Origin of the sequence: Tenacibaculum amylolyticum (assembly GCF_964511145.1) — a bacterium.
GTDB lineage: Bacteria > Bacteroidota > Bacteroidia > Flavobacteriales > Flavobacteriaceae > Polaribacter > Polaribacter amylolyticum.
The window spans coordinates 48,072-66,614 of sequence record NZ_CAZEFZ010000001.1 but is presented as its reverse complement, the minus strand read 5'-3'; the positions used below and the strand labels follow the sequence as shown (position 1 = coordinate 66,614).

At 30.4% G+C, this 18,543-nt stretch carries 15 protein-coding genes; 6 read left to right on the top strand and 9 right to left on the bottom strand.

Annotated features, from left to right (window positions below; genetic code table 11):
- Positions 1 to 120 precede the first annotated feature (120 nt).
- On the top strand, positions 121 to 1,512 hold the full coding sequence (locus ACKTTC_RS00295) for a TlpA family protein disulfide reductase (RefSeq protein WP_408037261.1): 1,392 nt from the start codon (positions 121 to 123) through the stop codon (positions 1,510 to 1,512).
- A gap of 116 nt (positions 1,513 to 1,628) precedes the next feature.
- Positions 1,629 to 3,029 carry a TlpA family protein disulfide reductase gene (locus tag ACKTTC_RS00290; RefSeq protein ID WP_408037260.1) on the top strand — a complete coding sequence of 467 codons (1,401 nt, stop codon included), beginning with the start codon at positions 1,629 to 1,631 and terminating at the stop codon, positions 3,027 to 3,029.
- Between the two features lie 55 nt (positions 3,030 to 3,084).
- Here ACKTTC_RS00290 and ACKTTC_RS00285 read toward each other — a convergent pair whose 3' ends face one another.
- Entirely contained in the window at positions 3,085 to 3,444 is a 360-nt protein-coding gene (locus ACKTTC_RS00285) for a YraN family protein (RefSeq protein WP_408037259.1), read from the bottom strand.
- A 37-nt stretch (positions 3,445 to 3,481) separates the two neighbouring features.
- On the opposite strand from ACKTTC_RS00285, the gene ACKTTC_RS00280 reads away from it, so the two are divergent.
- Positions 3,482 to 3,721, top strand: a complete 240-nt coding sequence (locus ACKTTC_RS00280; RefSeq protein WP_408037258.1) for a hypothetical protein — start codon at positions 3,482 to 3,484, stop codon at positions 3,719 to 3,721.
- 344 nt (positions 3,722 to 4,065) lie between these two features.
- On the opposite strand, the gene ACKTTC_RS00275 is transcribed toward ACKTTC_RS00280, so the two are convergent.
- The 6 genes from ACKTTC_RS00275 to ACKTTC_RS00250 form a co-directional block, all read right to left on the bottom strand.
- A complete protein-coding gene (locus tag ACKTTC_RS00275; RefSeq protein WP_408037257.1) occupies positions 4,066 to 5,043 on the bottom strand; it encodes a S66 peptidase family protein in 978 nt (325 codons plus the stop codon).
- 36 nt (positions 5,044 to 5,079) lie between these two features.
- Complete coding sequence (locus ACKTTC_RS00270) at positions 5,080 to 7,257, bottom strand: PepSY domain-containing protein (protein ID WP_408037256.1); 2,178 nt, start codon at positions 7,255 to 7,257, stop codon at positions 5,080 to 5,082.
- A gap of 70 nt (positions 7,258 to 7,327) precedes the next feature.
- Positions 7,328 to 7,984 carry a class I SAM-dependent methyltransferase gene (locus ACKTTC_RS00265; RefSeq protein WP_408037255.1) on the bottom strand — a complete coding sequence of 219 codons (657 nt, stop codon included), beginning with the start codon at positions 7,982 to 7,984 and terminating at the stop codon, positions 7,328 to 7,330.
- A 3-nt stretch (positions 7,985 to 7,987) separates the two neighbouring features.
- Positions 7,988 to 8,530 carry an AAA family ATPase gene (locus ACKTTC_RS00260; RefSeq protein ID WP_408037253.1) on the bottom strand — a complete coding sequence of 181 codons (543 nt, stop codon included), beginning with the start codon at positions 8,528 to 8,530 and terminating at the stop codon, positions 7,988 to 7,990.
- Between the two features lie 154 nt (positions 8,531 to 8,684).
- Positions 8,685 to 9,161 (bottom strand): DUF2271 domain-containing protein, encoded by a 477-nt coding sequence (locus ACKTTC_RS00255; protein WP_408037252.1) that lies wholly within the window; start codon positions 9,159 to 9,161, stop codon positions 8,685 to 8,687.
- A 163-nt stretch (positions 9,162 to 9,324) separates the two neighbouring features.
- A complete protein-coding gene (locus ACKTTC_RS00250; protein ID WP_408037251.1) occupies positions 9,325 to 10,818 on the bottom strand; it encodes an ankyrin repeat domain-containing protein in 1,494 nt (497 codons plus the stop codon).
- 130 nt (positions 10,819 to 10,948) lie between these two features.
- Between ACKTTC_RS00250 and metG the strand changes: the two genes are divergently transcribed.
- Complete coding sequence (metG, locus tag ACKTTC_RS00245) at positions 10,949 to 13,018, top strand: methionine--tRNA ligase (RefSeq protein ID WP_408037250.1); 2,070 nt, start codon at positions 10,949 to 10,951, stop codon at positions 13,016 to 13,018.
- 181 nt (positions 13,019 to 13,199) lie between these two features.
- Positions 13,200 to 14,654, top strand: coding sequence for a hypothetical protein (locus ACKTTC_RS00240; protein WP_408037249.1), 1,455 nt, complete (start codon positions 13,200 to 13,202; stop codon positions 14,652 to 14,654).
- Between the two features lie 110 nt (positions 14,655 to 14,764).
- Here ACKTTC_RS00240 and ACKTTC_RS00235 read toward each other — a convergent pair whose 3' ends face one another.
- A complete protein-coding gene (locus ACKTTC_RS00235; RefSeq protein WP_408037248.1) occupies positions 14,765 to 16,204 on the bottom strand; it encodes a multicopper oxidase family protein in 1,440 nt (479 codons plus the stop codon).
- Positions 16,205 to 16,408: 204 nt separating this feature from the next.
- Between ACKTTC_RS00235 and ACKTTC_RS00230 the strand changes: the two genes are divergently transcribed.
- A complete protein-coding gene (locus tag ACKTTC_RS00230; protein WP_408037247.1) occupies positions 16,409 to 17,311 on the top strand; it encodes a histone deacetylase family protein in 903 nt (300 codons plus the stop codon).
- Between the two features lie 43 nt (positions 17,312 to 17,354).
- Here ACKTTC_RS00230 and ACKTTC_RS00225 read toward each other — a convergent pair whose 3' ends face one another.
- Positions 17,355 to 18,422 (bottom strand): hypothetical protein, encoded by a 1,068-nt coding sequence (locus tag ACKTTC_RS00225; protein WP_408037246.1) that lies wholly within the window; start codon positions 18,420 to 18,422, stop codon positions 17,355 to 17,357.
- Between the last annotated feature and the right edge of the window lie 121 nt (positions 18,423 to 18,543).

The following is an 18,543-nucleotide window of genomic DNA, read 5'->3' as shown; positions in this document are numbered from 1 at the left end:
TACAAAGAAAGTTTACTCTAAAGTACTCAAATTAAATAAGAAATAGTAATTTTGGTACACTTATTGAAACAGTGGAAAGTGAAAATTAAATATTATTGTAAAATAAATCCCTTATTAACGATGAAAAAATTACTTGCATTACTATTATTTGTCACGTCGGTTGCATATGCTCAATATTCAATCAAAGGGACAATGACGCCTCCTGAAGAAAGCGATTGGGTTATCTTATACAAAATCGAAGGAGCTAAGCAGAAGTTCATAAGTAATTCTACTATTAAATTTGAAGATGTAAGCATTGGTGGAACTGTACAAAAAGTTGGTAGATTTGAATTGACATTACCTGCTAATGCTGAAGTAGGAGCTTATAGAGTTACCTACCGAAATCAAGGCGCTGGTTTTGTAGATCTTTTCTTTAATAAAGAAAATGTAGAATTTGTATTCAACCCTCAATACCCAGAGGAATCTATTGTTTTTATAAAGTCTAGAGAAAATAAAGTATATCGTGAGTATTTAGATGCATTAGCAGTAACACAACGTGCTATTGACTCTTTACAGGTTGAATATTTAAAAGCAGACGAAAAGAAAACAAAGAAAGCTTATAAAACTGCTTATAAACAACAAGAAGAAGTACAAGATATTTACGAAGGTAAATCTGAAGGAATGTTAGTAAATACATATATCAAAGCTTCTAAGCCAACAAACTCTTCTTCTATTTTTGATGATACTCAAGAATATTTAGATCATGTAGTTGGAAGCTTTTTTGATAATGTAGATTTTTCTAACAAAACATTATACAACTCTCCTTTTATCATTGATAAAATTACAAATTATGTATTCTATTTAAACATTGCAGAGAATCAAGCTTTACAGCAAAAACTTTACAATGAGTCTATAGAAAAAGTAATGAAACGTGCTAAAGATGATAAAGTAAGAAAAGAAGTACTTGAATATTTAATTACTCGTTTTACAAACGCTAGAAATTCTGAAATTGTAGATAGTTTATTTGCTAACTATTACGATAAATTAGATTCAGATTTACAAGATCAAAAATTTAGAGATAGTAAATTAGCTGAATTAATGGCTTCTGTTGGTAGAACTGCTCCAGATTTTTCTTGGAAAGAAGGTGATAAAGAATATTCGTTATCTACATTAAATGATTCAGATAATTACTTATTAGTGTTCTGGAGTACTGGATGTTCTCACTGTTTAAAAGAAATTCCACAGTTATATGACTTCATGAAAACACATGATAAAACTTCTGTAATAGCTTTTGGAATAGAACAAGACGCTCCAGAGTGGACAGAATATGTAAAAAAATTAAACGGATGGCATAATGTTATAGGAACACATCCTGATAACAAATGGGATAATGAAGTAGTAAAGACTTACCAATTAGTTGGTACTCCTACATATTTTATCTTAAACAAAGACAAGAAAATTGTTGCAATGCCTAATTCTTTTGAAGACGTAAAAGACTATTTTAATAATAGTAATGCCGAGAAAGAAGAATAAATTATAAAATATTTTAGCTTATTAAGGCTATCTAAAAACAATATTTCGTTAATTCTTACGATTGTTCAGTTTTTAGGTAGTCTTTTTCTTTTAACTATACTAAACATTTACTTTACATGATTAAAAAAATACTTTTTTTACTAGTTTTCGCTACATCTATTACTTACGCGCAGTATTCTGTTAAAGGTACCATGACTCCTCCAGAAGAAAGTGATTGGGTAATCTTATATAAAATTGAAGGAGCTAAACAAAAATTTATTAGCAATGGTACAATTACTTTTGAGGATGTAACTATTGGTGGAAACGTACAAAAGGTAGGTAGATTTGAATTGACGTTACCTGCTGATGCTAGTATAGGAGCTTACAGAGTTACATACAGAAATCAAGGTACTGGATTTGTAGATTTCTTCTTTAATAAAGAAAATGTAGAATTTGTATTTAATCCTCAGTACCCAGAAGAGTCTATACTTTTTACAAAATCTAGAGAAAATAAAGTTTACCGTGAATATTTAGAACAAATTTCACTTACGCAAAGTGCTTTGGATTCTTTACAAGATGCTTACTTAAAAGCAGACGAAAAGAAAACCAAAAAAGCTTACAAGAATGCTTATAAACAACAAGATGAAATTCAGGAAGTATATGAAGGAAAATCTGAAGGAATGCTAGTAAACACTTATATTAAAGCTTCTAAACCAACTTATTCTTCTTCTATCTTTGACGAATCTCAAGAACACCTAGATTATATTATAGAAAGTTTTCTAGATAATGTAGATTTTTCTAATAAGCAATTATACCAATCTCCTTTTATTATCGACAAAGTAACAAACTATGTTTTCTACTTAAATATTGGAGGAAATCAAGAAGAACAACAAAATTTATACAAAACTTCTATCGCTAATGTGATGAAGCGTATAAAAGATGAGCAGATTAAAAAAGAAATTCTTGAGTATTTAATTACACGTTTTACCAATGCTAGAAATTCAGAAATCGTAGATCTTTTATTTGCTGAGTACTACGACAAATTAGACTCAGAGTTTCAAGATCAAAAATTTAAAGATGATAAACTAGGCGAATTAATGGCTTCTGTAGGTAGAACTGCTCCTGATTTCTCGTGGAAGGAAGGTGATAAGGAATTAAGTTTGGCTAACTTAAATGACGGTGAAAATTACTTACTAATCTTTTGGAGTACACAATGTGGACACTGTGTAAAAGAAGTTCCAGAAGTGTATGAATATATGAAAAGTCAACCAAATACGTCTGTAATTGCATTTGCTATTGAAGACAATGACACTGATTTTAAAGACTGGGCAACAAATAAATTACCAGATTGGCATAATGTAATAGGAACACATCCTGAGTTTAAATTAAAGAATAAGACCGTACAAGCTTATAGAATTGAGCAAACACCAACTTATTTTTTATTAGATAAAAACAAAAAGATTATAGCTGTTCCTAACACAGTACCAGACGTTAAAGATTACCTTAAAAACTTAGCTACTGAAAATAACGAGGAGTAGTAAAACACATACATAACTTTATGAAACGACATTTCTTTTGAAGTGTCGTTTTTTGTTAAAAAAACAAAAAGGCATCTTCTATATGCTCAACCTCAAAAGTTCCTTTAGTATTTAAAACAGCTATAATATCAAAACGTACTTCTACATTTAAATCTTTATATTGTACATAATGATCTATTGCCATTGTTAATAGCTGAATTTTCTTCTTATTTACAAACTCTTCTGGATTTCCAAAGTAATTTGAAGAACGCGTTTTTACCTCAACAGCTACTAATACATCTTCTTTTTGAGCAATAATATCTACTTCTGCTTTTAAATATCTATAGTTTTGTTCTAGTATAGAATACCCTTTTTCTTTAAGGTGTTTTATAGCAAATTCTTCTCCTTTTTTCCCTAGACTATTATGTAATGCCATACTGAAAGATAAAAATATTATGTAACTTAGTTATCTTATGAAGGAAGAAAAATTATTTAAGTACTTAGCTTTTCTAAAAGCTGAATGTGTTAGACATAGCCATGATGAATTTATTAATGAAGATGAAATCAATCAACTTACCATAGAAATTAAAAGGTTTAAATCACTTGTAAATCAAAGCAATCAACTCTCCAATTTCTTTAAATCAAAAATTAATAACTTTAATTTCAACCTTACTAACTATAATGAACAAAGAGTCAAATCAAAGTTATTATAGGGACTCTTTTTTAGTAACTATGGCAAACAAATCGCAGAACAAGACAATAGAAAATATAGATTCAAAAAGTTATCGAATGATTTAGAAGCTCTAGAATTTGAATTAAAAGCGTATTAAAGCTACTCAAAAACAATCAAACTCAGCTTACTAAAGAAACCTTCTTATTAACTAAAAGATTGCTTCATTACACTGCTGTGTTTCATTCGCAATGACGTTTCTATTCTCACGTCATTCCGAAGTAGGAGACTGAGTTACATCGAAGTCAACTACTGAAGGAATCTTTTAAATTAAAGAGAGCTACCTCTTTCATATCTAGCACTAAAGTAATGCTCTAATTTCAGAAACTACTCAAAAACAACAGAAGACTCTTTATTTCCTACTTTTAAAAGAATATTTTTCCCCATTAGTAAAGCTCTGTTATCTGGTTCATGCCCCGCTGGAAAATCAAACAATACAGGAATATCTTTAGGTACAATATCTAAAATTAATTGTTCTATAGAACTTCCCCAAGGAGTTGTGTTTTTTCGAACTTTTGTCATATCTCCTACAATGACAGCTTTTACTTTTCTAAAATATCCTGCACGTTTTAGGCTTTGTAACATTCGATCTATAGCATATTTATATTCTCCTATTTCTTCAATAAATAAAATTTTACCATCAGTATTCATTTGACTATCTGAACCTAACATCGAAGCTAAAATTGCAATATTTCCTCCAACTAAAACTCCTTCTGCTTCTCCTACTCTATTGTAATTAGATGATCTTATAGTATAGACTAACTCTTCACCAAACAATGCTTTTCTAAACGTTTCTATCGTTTCTGGAATATCTTCTGGTTTATCTTGCATACTTGTTCCCATCATGGCATGCAATGTTGCTACTCCTAAATTATGAATATGATTATGAAAGGCTGTAATATCAGAATAACCAATTACCCATTTAGGCTGTTTTTTAAATTTTGTAAAATCGAGCTTATCTAAAATTCGAACAGAACCATATCCTCCTCTAGCACTCCAAATTGCTTTAATTTTAGGGTTATCTAATGCTTCTTGGAAATCCTGACAACGTTGTGCATCTGTTCCTGCAAAATGATGCGCTTGCGTAAATACATGTTTACCAATTATCACATGTAGTCCCCAACTCTCTGCTAACTCTTTGGCAGCGTCTATTACATGTTTTCTATTTTTTAAAATTCCAGCAGGAGCAACAATAGCAATGGTATCTCCTTTTTGCAAGTAAGGTGGAGTTACTAAATTCATATTCTCTTGAGCATTTACCGATAATAATACCAGTGATAGCACTACTATAAAAAGTCTTTTCATTTCGTACAATACGTTTCGAAGGAAAATTTACTAAAATTAGTAGCAATCTACCAAGATTTGTTTTCTTTTTTCATAATAACTTAACGATTTACCTTTTTGCTGTAACGCCTTTTCTAGTATTTGAAAAACGGAATTTTGCATTGCAATAGCTCCACAAAGCATTAATACAGCTCCTTTATCCAAATCAGCAAGTACTTTGTTTATATCCTTTTGAATAAGATCTTGTACATATATTTTTTCTGAAGATGCTCTTGAAAAAGCATATTGTACATTATTTAGACGACTCTCATTCAATGTATCTTCATATATTTTTAAAGATTCTTGAGTACGCACTCCAAAATATAAATCGACAGGTATTTTAGATGTTTCTTTTAACATTCCTAAAAATGGAGCAATACCAGTTCCAGTAGCTATCATAATTACTTTAGATGCTTTTTTAGGAAAATGGAAAGATGGATTTCGTTGTACAAACGCATTTATAGTTTCACCTTCTTTTAAATTGTATAAATAATTTGAACACACACCTAATTCATGTTTTTTTATGCTCAGCAAAAGTGAATCTTCTACATTAGCAATAGAATACAAACGCTCGTGTGTAGTACTGTTTGGATAAATTCCTAATAAATCACCTGAAGTAAATTTTTGAGAACCGTTTTCAAATTTCAACAAGAAAGTATCTTCAGTAGTTGTACTTAATTTTTTCTCTGTAAGTATAAATGAACTAGTTTTCTTTCTTTTTGAAATAATTGCTTTATCTAATGTTAAATTCAGGTTTGTTTTATTACAAAAAGCCTGAGTCCATGCAGCAAAAGCTTCGAAAGACTTATTATGAATTGTTTGAATAGGCAATAATTGACTTGCTTCTTCCTTTACTTCCAAACCTAGTTGTACTTCTATCCCAAACTGACAGAATTTTGGATAAGACAATGATCCAAAAGCAACTACAGAAAAATTAAAAGGATTTAAATTTACTTTTCTTTCTCTCAATAGTTTTAAAAACTTAGTAGCGTTCGAAGGTGCGTCTCCATTTCCATACGTAGCTGTTAACACAATTAAATGTTTCATCTTAGGAAAAGACGTATATGCATTTAAATCGGTAACAAATACTTTTTGATTAGCTTGTAAAAATGCCTTGTATAACATTTTAGCAAAACTTTTTGTACTTCCATTTTCAGTTCCAACCAAAATAACATACTCACATTCGTGTTTTTTATACCTATTACGTATGTTTCCTTTCATTCGTTGAAAGGTCATTACAAACCCAGAATAGATAAAAAACAATGTTGCTATACATGTTAATGCTAAAACAATAGCCCACATAATACTTCCTTGCCCTGTATGTAATAATAAACTATAATATGATGCTAGTTTTGTAAACGGATAATGTACTTCACTTAATACTTCTCCTGTAATTTGGTTTATCGTTAATTCCTTATCAATTAATTGAATTAAGAAATAGTCTTCAACATCTGTAGAAAAAGGAAATTCTATTTTTCGAACTTCAGAGAGTTTGGTATTTTGAAATATTGGAAACGTTGCAATGGTACGTTTCGGTTTTGAAGACAATGCTTCAAAATCTATTTGGTGTTGTACTTTTTCTTTTGGAAATACATTAAACTTTTCTAATGATAAATAAACTCCAGTTACCGTAATGATGATTAAAGGAATTAATGACAACCTTCCTAAAACAACATGAAAATATTGATAGAAATTTTCCCAGGTTATCTTATTAAAAAACTTTTGAAAACGCCCTTGACGTTTTAGGATTAAAACAAACCCAGAGATAGAAATTAAAAAGAGTAGAAAAGAAAAAAGCCCCACAAAAAATCGACCGATACTTTTTAAAAACAACGAACGATGTAAACTAGTTGCAAACTTATAAATGGGGGCCTTCTCTATAATAGCTCCTAACTTTTTTCCAGTTTTTGGATCTATATAAAACGTTTCATTATTTCCTTCTTTTGTTATTACAGAAGCTGTTACATAATTATTCCCGTCTACTTCTACTGCGATTACTTCATCATATTCTTCTTGTAAACCTTCTAAGGTTTCAGCTACAGAAATAGAAGATAGTTCTGAAATAGCAAATGGCTCTAACTGATTTGAAATAGGTTCAAAAGCTAGAATGATACCAGTTACGGCCGCAATAATAATAAATAAAAATGAAGATATTGCCAATGTTAAGTGACTATATCTCCAAATTGAAAGTGTCATATATTAATTAAACTTTAATCATTATCTATATAAGAAATGATGTGGCAAATATACAGTTTTGTGCAGTGAACTAACTTTTCTTTAACACAACAACTTTAAACGCTCTATGTACCAATTCCCCTACTTTATTCGTTACCTCTTCTTCTTTATTCTGAACTCTATCTATTTCTAAATTCGTACTCGTTATCAGTTCTTTTATAGCTTCTAAATCATATAATGTAAATCGCTCCCCAACAAAAGGCAATTCCTTCATAAACTCTTTATCTGCAAAAGCAATACTAACCAATCCGTTTGGTTTTAAAACTCGAGATATTTCTTGAAGTAATCCCTTAGGATTTGCCCAGAAGTAAATCGTATTTACAGTTATAATTCGATCGAAAAAATAATCTTCATGAGGAATATTTATTCCATCATACAACTCAAAAGAAGCATTTGAATTCATATTAAACGCAATAGCTTCTTGTTGCATAGTTTCAGAAATTTCTAATCCATAGTATTTAATCCTTGTTGCTTTTCCAGTAATTTCTTTAAGATGATGACAATTTCCATGACCTAATTCTAATACAATATTTTCATCTTCTATTTGCAATGCATTTATTGCAGCCATAGTCATACCAATATTAGACGCATGCATTTTGTGTCCTAATTCTACTCCTTTAACTCCTTCTGGACAACTTAGTTGTTTTTCTATTCCTAAGATTTGGGTTGTAGTAAACTTATTTTTCATCCTTTATGAAATTGAAAGTATATTATTAATCACTATTCCCATTCGTTCTTCATTTGTTAAATCCCCAGTAAGTTCTATTACTTTACAACTTAATTTTTCAATCCATTTTTTATGCTGTGTAATACTTCTTCCTGTAAACAACGGATCATCATACTGTGCTGCCCAATCTAAAAAAGCTTTTGAATTAGCTATAATTTCAGGATTATGTAGCAATTGTTCGCCATATAATGCTTCTTCTCTTTTTAAGAGTCTTTCCATTCTAATAGGTGCAGGTATTCTTAAAAACACGCCTAAATCGAAAGCTGTATTCCAATAAGATTCCCAAGTTGCTAAAGAACCACTAACAATAACTTGGTTACTTTTTAAAAAGTCTTCTTGTAAGTTCTTATTTCGTTTTTGTTTAGCTACTTTCTTCTGAAATGGTGGTGTAGTTTTCTCCCAATAATAGTTATCAGCATCTAAATGAGTCCAATTTAATTTTTCTGCTAAAGTTTTGGCTAAGGTTGTTGTACCTGAACCAGATGCCCCAAAAATGATGATCCTCATTTTTATTATTTTAAATTCAACGAGCAACTATTAAGAGCTGCTTAAAACTGGTAATCACATAGAAATACTACATATTCTCAGTGTATTAAATATTGCACGTCATTAGTTACATAATTATCTTATAAAACTGCTGACGTGCATATTACAAACCTCATTATTGAGGCATCATTCGTACGTAACGTATAAAACCTTTTCCTTCGAATTTATTCTTTACATTCTCTGATGTTAAATCAAATTCAACATCATCGGCATAATATTCTTGATCTTCTACTGCCGTTTCAAAACGAATTTTGTAGCCTGCGTCTATCTTATCGTTATCAATTTCTATAACCTTAATAGCACGTTGTCCTCCACTAATTGTTGCTCCTGTAATAGCATCTATGTTTGGTCTTCTTTTTCCGTAAAAATCCCACCAATCGTATACTTCGTGATACCATTCGTCATCGTCTCCTAAAACTTGTAGCGTTTCTACATAGTTACCATCTTTATCTAAAAGAGAAACAACCACATACGCTCCTTCTCCATCATAATTTTTTAACTGAATCATACATTTGTACTTACTACTTTCTATAGTTGTAAAAGCAAATGCAATTATGCATACTATCAGTAATCCTCCTATTTTTTTTAACATTTTTATGTATTGTTTACGTTATTTTTATATAATTTTTCTATCAGTTCGAGGTGTTTTACAAAATGTAATAATTTCACTACGATTGATAACTTTTATTGTCCTTTTCTTTTCCTTGATTTTCAAAATTTTGATTCAGAGGTCGTTTTTATTCAATATCCTACTGCTATTTTAAGAAGTTTAAATCAAACTTCGATAACTGTTCGTTTTCTTTTGCTAAATCATAAACTGTTTCATCAAAACTAGTAGTTACAGTTTTATCTGCTCCATTTTTTATTAAATACTCTAAAATTTCTGGCTTTTTTGCTACCATAACAGCTTTTTGCAATGCTGTTTGGCCTTCTTTATTTTTAGCATTCACATCTATAGCATACTTTTTTAAAAATTTTAATAATGCTAAGTTACCTTTATCTGCAGCTAAATGCACTAATGTATTTCCGTCTTCTTGAGGCTTTGTAATTTTAAATCCTTTCTCTTCTAGTAGCTTTATTTTCTGTAAGAATTCTTCTTCTTTTTTAGGATTGTATGCTTCTGCTAAATAATATGCAAGATTATTTCCTTTTTTATCTACAATAAATACATCTGCATTTTTACCTAATAAATATGTGATTACTTCTGGTGAGTTTCTAAGTGCATTGGTTAATGCTGAACGTCCTTTCTTATTTTGAGAATTAATGTTTCTTGTTTTTTCTCCAAGTAACTTTACAGCATCTAATGTATTTCTATAACTCGCATTCATTAAAGCTGTATTTCCTTCTTCATTTTGCTGATTTACATTGGTTCCTTTCTCTATAAAGTATGTTAGCGTAGCTATATCTTTATTGCTATAAGCCAGATTATGTAATGGAGTTTTTCCTTTGCTATTTGTAATATTTGGAGTTATTCCTAAACTTTCTAAGTATTTAAAAAATGCTAATGGGTTATAGCCTCTTCTTCCTCCTTGGGTTGCTAATAACATTGCGTTACCTCCATTTTTATTCGTGTTTTTATAAGGCAATCCTTTTTTAATTAACTTTTTAATTAGTTCTTTATTTCCTTTTTTAGCTGCATAATTTATTGCTCCGTTACCATTCTTATCGGTATCTTTTATGCTTAATCCTTTAGATTCAAAATAATCCACCATTGTAAAGTCTTTCAAAGAAGGAATTAGTAATAACAATGCATTTGCTCCACTTAAACTTTTCTCTTTCTTTGGATCAGCTCCTTTTTCTATTAAAAAATCATATAACTTAGGATTTTGTTGCCCAGTTGTAGCTGCAAAATTTAAAACAGAATATCCATGGCTGTCAATTACATCGGTTTTAGCTCCTTTTTCAACCAAGTATTTCATTAAATATACTCTACCTGTGTAAGCTGCCCAAAAAATATAGGTTCTACCATCGTGAGTTATCTTATTGATTCCATTTCCTTTTTGAGTAAGTAAAAATTTAATTACATCATCACTAACTACTTCTGGTTTTTCTAATAAGGCATATGCTATAGCATCAAAACTATGTTTATTTAATTGTGTAGGATCATTTCCTTCTGCTATTTTTTGTTGTACGATTTCTACCGTTGGTTTAGACTTCCAAAATGCTCGGTCTAAAAATATATTTTTGCTTTGCTGTGCTTGTATTAAAACTGCTGTAAATACAAACAAAATGAAACTTTTAATTCTCATTACTTAATAGATTTATCGCTGCAAATATATTTATTTAGAATTAATCTACATAAGAATAAGTGAGTTAAAAAGTTTATAAAATTCAAGGAAATTATTAATTACTTTTGTACTCCTAATATTTAAGATACAAATGAATTCTTCTAAAAGATATACAATCACAGCTGCACTACCTTATACTAATGGTCCTATTCATATTGGACACTTAGCTGGTGTGTATGTTCCTGCTGATATTTATGCGCGTTTTTTACGTTTAAAAGGCAATGATGTTGCTTATATATGTGGTTCTGATGAGCATGGAGTTGCAATTCCTATGCGAGCAAAAAAAGAAGGAGTAACTCCACAAGAAATTATAGATAAATACCACGCAATTATTAAACAATCTTTTGAAGATTTTGGGATTTCTTTCGATAATTACTCACGTACTTCTGCGCAAGTGCATCATGATACTGCTTCTGATTTCTTTAAGAAGTTATATAATGATGGTGAGTTTATTGAGGAAGTTTCTGAGCAACTATATGATGCTGAGGCTGATCAGTTCTTAGCAGACCGTTTTGTTATTGGTACTTGTCCAAAATGTGGTTTCGAGGAAAGCTATGGAGATCAATGTGAAAACTGTGGTACAAGTCATAACGGAACAGATTTAATTAATCCTAAATCTGCTATTACTGGAAATACACCAATCTTAAAACAAACAAAACACTGGTTTTTACCTTTAGATAAACATGAAGCGTTTTTACGTGAATGGATTTTAGATGGTCATAAAGGCGATTGGAAACCAAATGTATTAGGGCAAGTAAAGTCTTGGATAGATGATGGTTTACGTCCGCGTGCAGTAACTCGTGATTTAGACTGGGGAATTCCTGTTCCTGTAGAAGGTGCTGAAGGAAAAGTGTTATATGTTTGGTTTGATGCGCCTATTGGATATATTTCTTCTACTAAAGAATGGGCTGCTCGTGAAGGAAAAAATTGGGAAGATTATTGGAAAAATGAAGATACTAAATTAGTACACTTCATTGGAAAGGATAACATTGTATTCCACTGTATTATTTTCCCTTCGATGTTAAAAGCACATGGAAGCTACATTTTACCAGAAAACGTTCCAGCAAACGAATTTTTGAATTTAGAAGGAAATAAATTATCTACTTCTAAAAATTGGGCCGTTTGGTTACATGAATATTTAGAAGATTTCCCTGGACAACAAGATGTATTACGTTATACATTAACAGCAAATGCTCCTGAAAACAAGGATAACGATTTTACTTGGAAAGATTTTCAAGCAAAAAATAATAATGAGTTAGTAGCTGTATTTGGTAATTTTATTAACCGTGTAGCTGTATTAACGAATAAGTATTACGATGGAGTTGTTCCTACTCCTGGAGATTATACAGAATTAGATGAAGAAGTTTTAGAACAACTAAAACAATTCCCAGATAGCATTCAAAAGTCTATTGAAAGATACCGTTTCCGTGAAGCTTCTCAAGAATTTATGAATGTAGCTCGTTTAGGTAATAAATATTTAGCTGACGAAGAGCCTTGGAAGTTAATTAAGGAAGATGAAGAGCGTGTAAAAACAATTATGTTTGTTGCCTTACAAATTTCTGCTGCATTGGCAGTTTTAGCTGAGCCTTTCTTACCATTCACTTCAGATAAATTAAAAAATATCTTAAACCTAAGCGCTGGTAACATAGATAATTCTTGGAATGATATTATTGAAAAAGATGTATTGTTACCTGAAGGACATGAAATTCAGAAAGGAAAACCTGAATTATTATTCTCTAAGATAGAAGACAAAACTATAGAAGCACAGTTAGCTAAATTAGAAGCTACAAAGAAAGCGAACGAGCAAGCGAATAAAACAGTAGAACCTCAAAAAGAAACAATTGATTTTGATGATTTTACTAAAATGGATATTCGTATTGGAACGATTTTAGAAGCTGAGAAAATTGCAAAAACTAAGAAGTTACTAAAGTTAAAAATAGACGTTGGTATAGATGTTCGTACCATTGTTTCTGGTATTGCAGAAAGCTTTAAACCAGAAGATGTTATTGGGCAACAAGTAACTGTTTTATGCAACTTGGCTCCACGAAAAATTAGAGGTATAGAAAGTCAAGGAATGATTTTAATGACAGATGCAACAGATGGTTCTCTAGCCTTTGTAGAACCTCAACAAAAAGTACAAAACGGAGGACAAGTTTGTTAAAAATAAAAAGAGCTGCAAAAATGCAGCTCTTTTTATTTTACCACACCTTACCTCTTTTACAATATTTCATATTCAAATCAGCCTTTTCTTTTCCTTTAAAACATAGCTAACTTTCTAATTATCTATGGAATGTTGAATCCTAAATTAAGATTGTGTAAATTAGCTTACCCAATATATGTATATGATAAGAATACTACTTTGTCTTTTTTTTCTTTCATTTCGCCTCGTTTCTTCAAGTCAAGTAAGCGTAGGGAGCATTAGTCATTCCTTAAAGAAAACGGCTAAGAATATACAGGGTTCTTTTTCTGTTGTTAATACTAAAAATAATGATATCGCTACATTTATAAGTGATCGAAAATATATTTATGGTTACTTAACTGATGCTAGTTTTAAAGTAGAAGATACCCTTTTATTGAAAAAAAACAGAAGGTATCGCGGCATTGTAGGAACAATGTTTAGCTCAAAAAACACCTATACTTTTATTGTCGCAAATCCTAATGTTACCAACTTTGCTAGTATTATATTTGATTTTAAAAAAGATACTACTTTTATTTCTAAAGAAATTTTTAATACGAAAGGGCTTACATTACTTCAAAGTATTAGTAAACCTGATAAAGTACATTTGCTCTTTTTAAAACAAAATACTTCAGATTTAGTTGTTAAAACCTATAATGAAAATGGAAATACAACCTCTAAAGTTTTTCGTTTAAAAAATGAAAAACTGCTGATTAACAAAACCAAAGAAACTACAATAGCAAAACTGCTCTTTAATGTATTGTATAATGACTATACTATTACTAAAATAGAGAATTCTAAAGACAATCATGTTAGTTCACCTCCTTTAGAAACAGCAGCTGAATTTTCTAAATTATATGCTGGCGAAAACGATATTCGAATAGTTTTTGACAAGAACAAGTTTTATACACAAATTCTAACACTGAATTTAAATGACGGAACTTATGCTTTTAAAAAAATAAAGAAACCTTTATTTACGATATCAGGAAAAAACAAAACTTCAAACTCTTTCCTTTATGATAACTTATTATTTACTACAGCTAGTTCAAAAAATAAACTAGTTATACAAGTTCATTATTTAAAAACAAATGAGTTGCTAAAGGAATTCATAATAAACTCAGGCAAACATATTCCTTTTAAAAACCATTCCTTAGTTATTCAAGGAAAGAAATATAAAACAAAAAAGAACTCTACCCTGTCTAAGAGCTTTGTTAGAAAAATGTACTATGGAGATATTGGGATTTCTGTAGAAAAACAGCCACAAGGTTATGTTATTTCTATAGGAGGTAAAAAACCAGCTACCTTAAACAATCCTATGATGAGTTTTAAGATAAGTGAGAATACTTTTCAAGCAATTAATAATTATAGAGGTTTTATAGATCCTCATTCACAAAAATTACAAAGTATTAGAAATAAAAAACCTACTTATTTAAAAACTACGATAGATAATGATTTTACCCCTTCAAATGGAAAGTTTGAAGACGATGTATATACAAAAATCAACAACTATATCGAAAAGAAAAATCCTAGATCTACTAGTCATATTTTTCAATTAAATGATACAATGATTTTTAGCTTTTACGATAAAAAAACGAATACGTATCAATTTGTTGCTTTTTAAGCTTTTAACTTTTTCAACACTTAAAAAATATAAGATTACCATAATAAAACAGAGCCGTTAAAAAATTATAACGACTCTTGTTTTTGTTTAAAACTAACTCTAATAATATATTATTTAACTGTAAACTGCCCCATCATTCCATGATCTTCATGCTCTAAAATATGACAGTGATACATATATGGAAATTCGTCAGGTGCCTCGTAATCAAATCTTAATAAAATTTCTCCTTTACCGTTAGGCATAAAAGTATCTTTCCAACCTCTATTTTCTGGTTTAGGAACTCCTCCGTTTTCAGAAAGGATTAAAAAAGATACACCATGCATGTGAAACGGATGCCTACCTGAATTTACAATCCATTTCTCTAAAATACCTTTTGTTACTCGTTCATTAATCACATTCATATCCATACTAACATCATTAATTTTACCATTAGATATTTTAAATCTTCGTGTATTTTGAACATCAGAAGGATTATATCGTTGTATCATATTAAGTGAACCTGGTATGCTTTTATTTTTTACTTCTAAATGCTTATTTCTTTGCAAATACAAAACCCTATGTAATTCATCTTTGTTAGGGTTTGCTTTTGATAGATTTTTGGGTAAGTAATATGCCATTAACTCTACATCTTTATTCGTCGACATATCAACAATTATTTCATTTCTTTCACCTGGAGCCATTACAATACTTGTTAATGTAACTGGAGCTTCTAAAAAACCACCTTCAGTTGCAATCTTTTCAAAAGGTACATTTCCTTTAATAAAGAACTTGTACGATCTTGCATTAGAACCATTTAATAAACGTAATCTTACATTTCCTTTAGGAACCTGAACATATGGATCTATAGTTCCGTTTATAACTAACGTAGGTTCTCTTAAATCATCTTTTTGACCTACTGGATAATTTTTCATAACACCATTAACAAAAGTTCTATCTTGAACAACAATAGGTATGTCATCATATCCATAAGTTTTTGGCAAGTTTAAATTCTCTGAATTATCATCCTCTATAAGATATAAACCTGCTAAACCTGCATGTACGTGTTCTGCTGTTTTTCCCATTAAATGAGGGTGGTACCAATTTGTAGAAGCCTCTTGTCTAATAGGTAAAGTTACATCCCAAGTTTGTCCTGCTCTTATTTGCAACTGCGGGCCTCCATCAACATTCCCTGGTACATGCAAACCATGACCATGAACTGTAGTACTTTCTCCGATAAGGTTCGTAAAATTTATTTTTACATCGTCTCCTTTTCTCATTAAAATAGTAGGTCCTAAATAGTTTCCATTAAAACCTTTTGTTTGGCTTTTTATTCCTTTTACAAATTCATGATTTCCTTCTTGAATGTCTATTTGAACAGGAGTAACTCTACTTCTAGTATCTATAAGCTCTGGAATTAATAATTTATTTAAATTGTTTGGAGGCTTTATTGTTCCTTCAGTTTCAGTAGGATTTATAATTTCAGGATTATCAGAAGTTACTACGTCTTTTGGATTACAAGCCATTATAATTCCTGTTATAAAAAGCATTGTGATTTTGTTTTTAATCATCATGTATTAGGGGGTATTAAATTATTTGTATTTTCGGGGATATGTATTTAAAAAAACAAAGGAAATAAGTAACATTTACTCTCCTTAAAAATTTCAATCAATGCTATTAAAAATTCAGTAAAGTACTTTTTTAGTGATAGTTTAAGCAAGCTATTAAGGTCTTTCTGACTAAATTTTAGCATCTAAATACGAATAAAAAAGATTAAAATGCTGAAAATTGCATATCACCCTATATACAATCATCCATTACCAGACAAACATCGGTTTCCAATGGATAAATATGATTTAATTCCTGAACAGTTATTGTATGAAGGCACCTGTACAGAAGATAACTTCTTCGAACCAGAAATTCCAAATAACAAATACTTTTTCTCTGTTCATACTCCAGAATACTTTTTCGATTTATTAAATATTACGCTTTCTAAAAAAGAGGAACGCAAAATAGGTTTTCCTTTAAATGAGCGATTGATAGAACGTGAAATTATGATTGCTGATGGCACTATGAAGGCTTCTGAGTTTGCCCTCAAATATGGTATTGCAATGAACATTGCTGGTGGTACGCACCATGCATTTACCAATAGTGGTGAAGGTTTTTGCTTATTAAATGATCAAGCAATTGCTGCTCGATATTTACAAAATAAAGGATTGGTTAACAAAATTCTTATTGTAGATTTAGATGTCCACCAAGGAAATGGAACTGCTGAAATTTTTAAAGATGACCCAACTGTTTTTACATTTTCTATGCATGGAAAACGTAATTATCCGTTCCACAAAGAAACATCAGATTTAGATATTGCTTTAGAAGATGATACAAAAGACGATGTCTATTTACATATTCTAAAAGAAACATTACCTCAACTCATACAAGAACAACAACCTGATTTTATTTATTATTTATCGGGTGTAGATATTTTGGAAAGTGATAAGCTTGGAAAATTGAGCATTTCTCCAAAAGGTTGTAAAGAACGAGATCGTTTTGTATTACAAACTTGTTTCGATGCTAAAATTCCAGTTATGTGTAGTATGGGAGGAGGTTATTCTAGAGATATAAAAGTAATTGTAGAAGCACATGCAAATACTTTTCGTTTGGCTCAGGAAATATTTTTTTAATAAAAAGCACCTTAAAAATTTAAGATGCTTTTTTCTATGTTTTTTATTTATACGGAGTTTCTTGTTCTGAAATACGAATATTTTGAAAAGGAGCTGTTTCTCTTAAAGCTACTGTATTTGCATCTGTATTAGCAAGAAATACTACTTGTTTCCCATTACAAAAACTATCGTTGTGAATACAACATTCATCTACTGCAATAGCATGGCCATCAGATGGAAATCTAAATACTGTGAAATGATACTCTGGTTGTTTTTTGTTTCCATGTCTTTCAGGACATCTATTCTCTGCCCAACTTTCTCTATTATCTCTTTCTTGCTCCTCTTTTGATTCTATTATACGTCCTAAAAGTACACGACAAATATTTGTATCTCTTTCATTTTCATTTGGATTTGGAAACCAAATATGCGGAAACGGATGATGCTCTACAAAAAGTCCACCACCGCCATACGATTTCATTACATAATCTTGAATGTATCCTGGTAAACTTGTATCGTATTCCATACCAAACAACGGTTTATCAAACCCCATATTAAAAGATTCGTTGGGTTGTAAAATCTTAGCTCCATAATAGGCCAAGGTTTCATCAAAATCTTTGTGATGTATATCTAATACAGGAAAATCTATTTCCGTTTCGTTTACTAGTAATGATCCTGTTGCTCCAAAGACATTTGCAGAACCTCCAACATTAGACAAACCTCCTCCATCTTTACCACTCACCCATTTTGCTTGTACTTTTATTACATTTTCTTTTTTAGGAGTTTTTGCATGTATTCTTCTTTCTTTTAGTTCATCTAACAAAGATCTTTCTTCAACATAATTGTGTATAACTTTCACGACAGCTCCTTTTCCTTTCCCTTGTTCTAAACGTACTTTTTGATAGGGCGCTATTGGTCCGTAAATTCCAGTAGTTGTCATTAAAGGAATTCCTTCTGCTCCTGAACGAATTACAACAGCATCATTTAAAAAATTGAAATTATCTTTTAAAACTTTATCTGTTATTCCTACATCTACATATTGCCATCTTCTTTCATTCATAATTTCTTTCATTTGCTCTTCTGATGTAATTTCTTTTTGCTCTTTATGTCTCGTTGGACTGTATACGTGACTCATAATGGTATGCTTTAGGTTAATTGATTACACTTTGAATTTCAATAAATTAATCAGCCGTTTTTAATTAAATTCTATGAGTACCTTATATTTAATCAAGAGTACACGTATTTTGAACATGAAA

Bases quoted from the DNA above. Each gene is read 5' to 3' on its own strand.
- ACKTTC_RS00235 (WP_408037248.1), bottom strand. From the start codon at position 16,204: ATGATGATTAAAAACAAAATCACAATGCTTTTTATAACAGGAATTATA.
- ACKTTC_RS00270 (WP_408037256.1), bottom strand. From the start codon at position 7,257: ATGACACTTTCAATTTGGAGATATAGTCACTTAACATTGGCAATATCT.
- ACKTTC_RS00240 (WP_408037249.1), top strand. From the start codon at position 13,200: ATGATAAGAATACTACTTTGTCTTTTTTTTCTTTCATTTCGCCTCGTT.
- ACKTTC_RS00260 (WP_408037253.1), bottom strand. From the start codon at position 8,530: ATGAGGATCATCATTTTTGGGGCATCTGGTTCAGGTACAACAACCTTA.
- ACKTTC_RS00295 (WP_408037261.1), top strand. From the start codon at position 121: ATGAAAAAATTACTTGCATTACTATTATTTGTCACGTCGGTTGCATAT.
- ACKTTC_RS00275 (WP_408037257.1), bottom strand. From the start codon at position 5,043: ATGAAAAGACTTTTTATAGTAGTGCTATCACTGGTATTATTATCGGTA.
- ACKTTC_RS00285 (WP_408037259.1), bottom strand. From the start codon at position 3,444: ATGGCATTACATAATAGTCTAGGGAAAAAAGGAGAAGAATTTGCTATA.
- ACKTTC_RS00290 (WP_408037260.1), top strand. From the start codon at position 1,629: ATGATTAAAAAAATACTTTTTTTACTAGTTTTCGCTACATCTATTACT.
- metG (WP_408037250.1), top strand. From the start codon at position 10,949: ATGAATTCTTCTAAAAGATATACAATCACAGCTGCACTACCTTATACT.
- ACKTTC_RS00265 (WP_408037255.1), bottom strand. From the start codon at position 7,984: ATGAAAAATAAGTTTACTACAACCCAAATCTTAGGAATAGAAAAACAA.
- ACKTTC_RS00250 (WP_408037251.1), bottom strand. From the start codon at position 10,818: ATGAGAATTAAAAGTTTCATTTTGTTTGTATTTACAGCAGTTTTAATA.
- ACKTTC_RS00280 (WP_408037258.1), top strand. From the start codon at position 3,482: ATGAAGGAAGAAAAATTATTTAAGTACTTAGCTTTTCTAAAAGCTGAA.
- ACKTTC_RS00225 (WP_408037246.1), bottom strand. From the start codon at position 18,422: ATGAGTCACGTATACAGTCCAACGAGACATAAAGAGCAAAAAGAAATT.
- ACKTTC_RS00255 (WP_408037252.1), bottom strand. From the start codon at position 9,161: ATGTTAAAAAAAATAGGAGGATTACTGATAGTATGCATAATTGCATTT.
- ACKTTC_RS00230 (WP_408037247.1), top strand. From the start codon at position 16,409: ATGCTGAAAATTGCATATCACCCTATATACAATCATCCATTACCAGAC.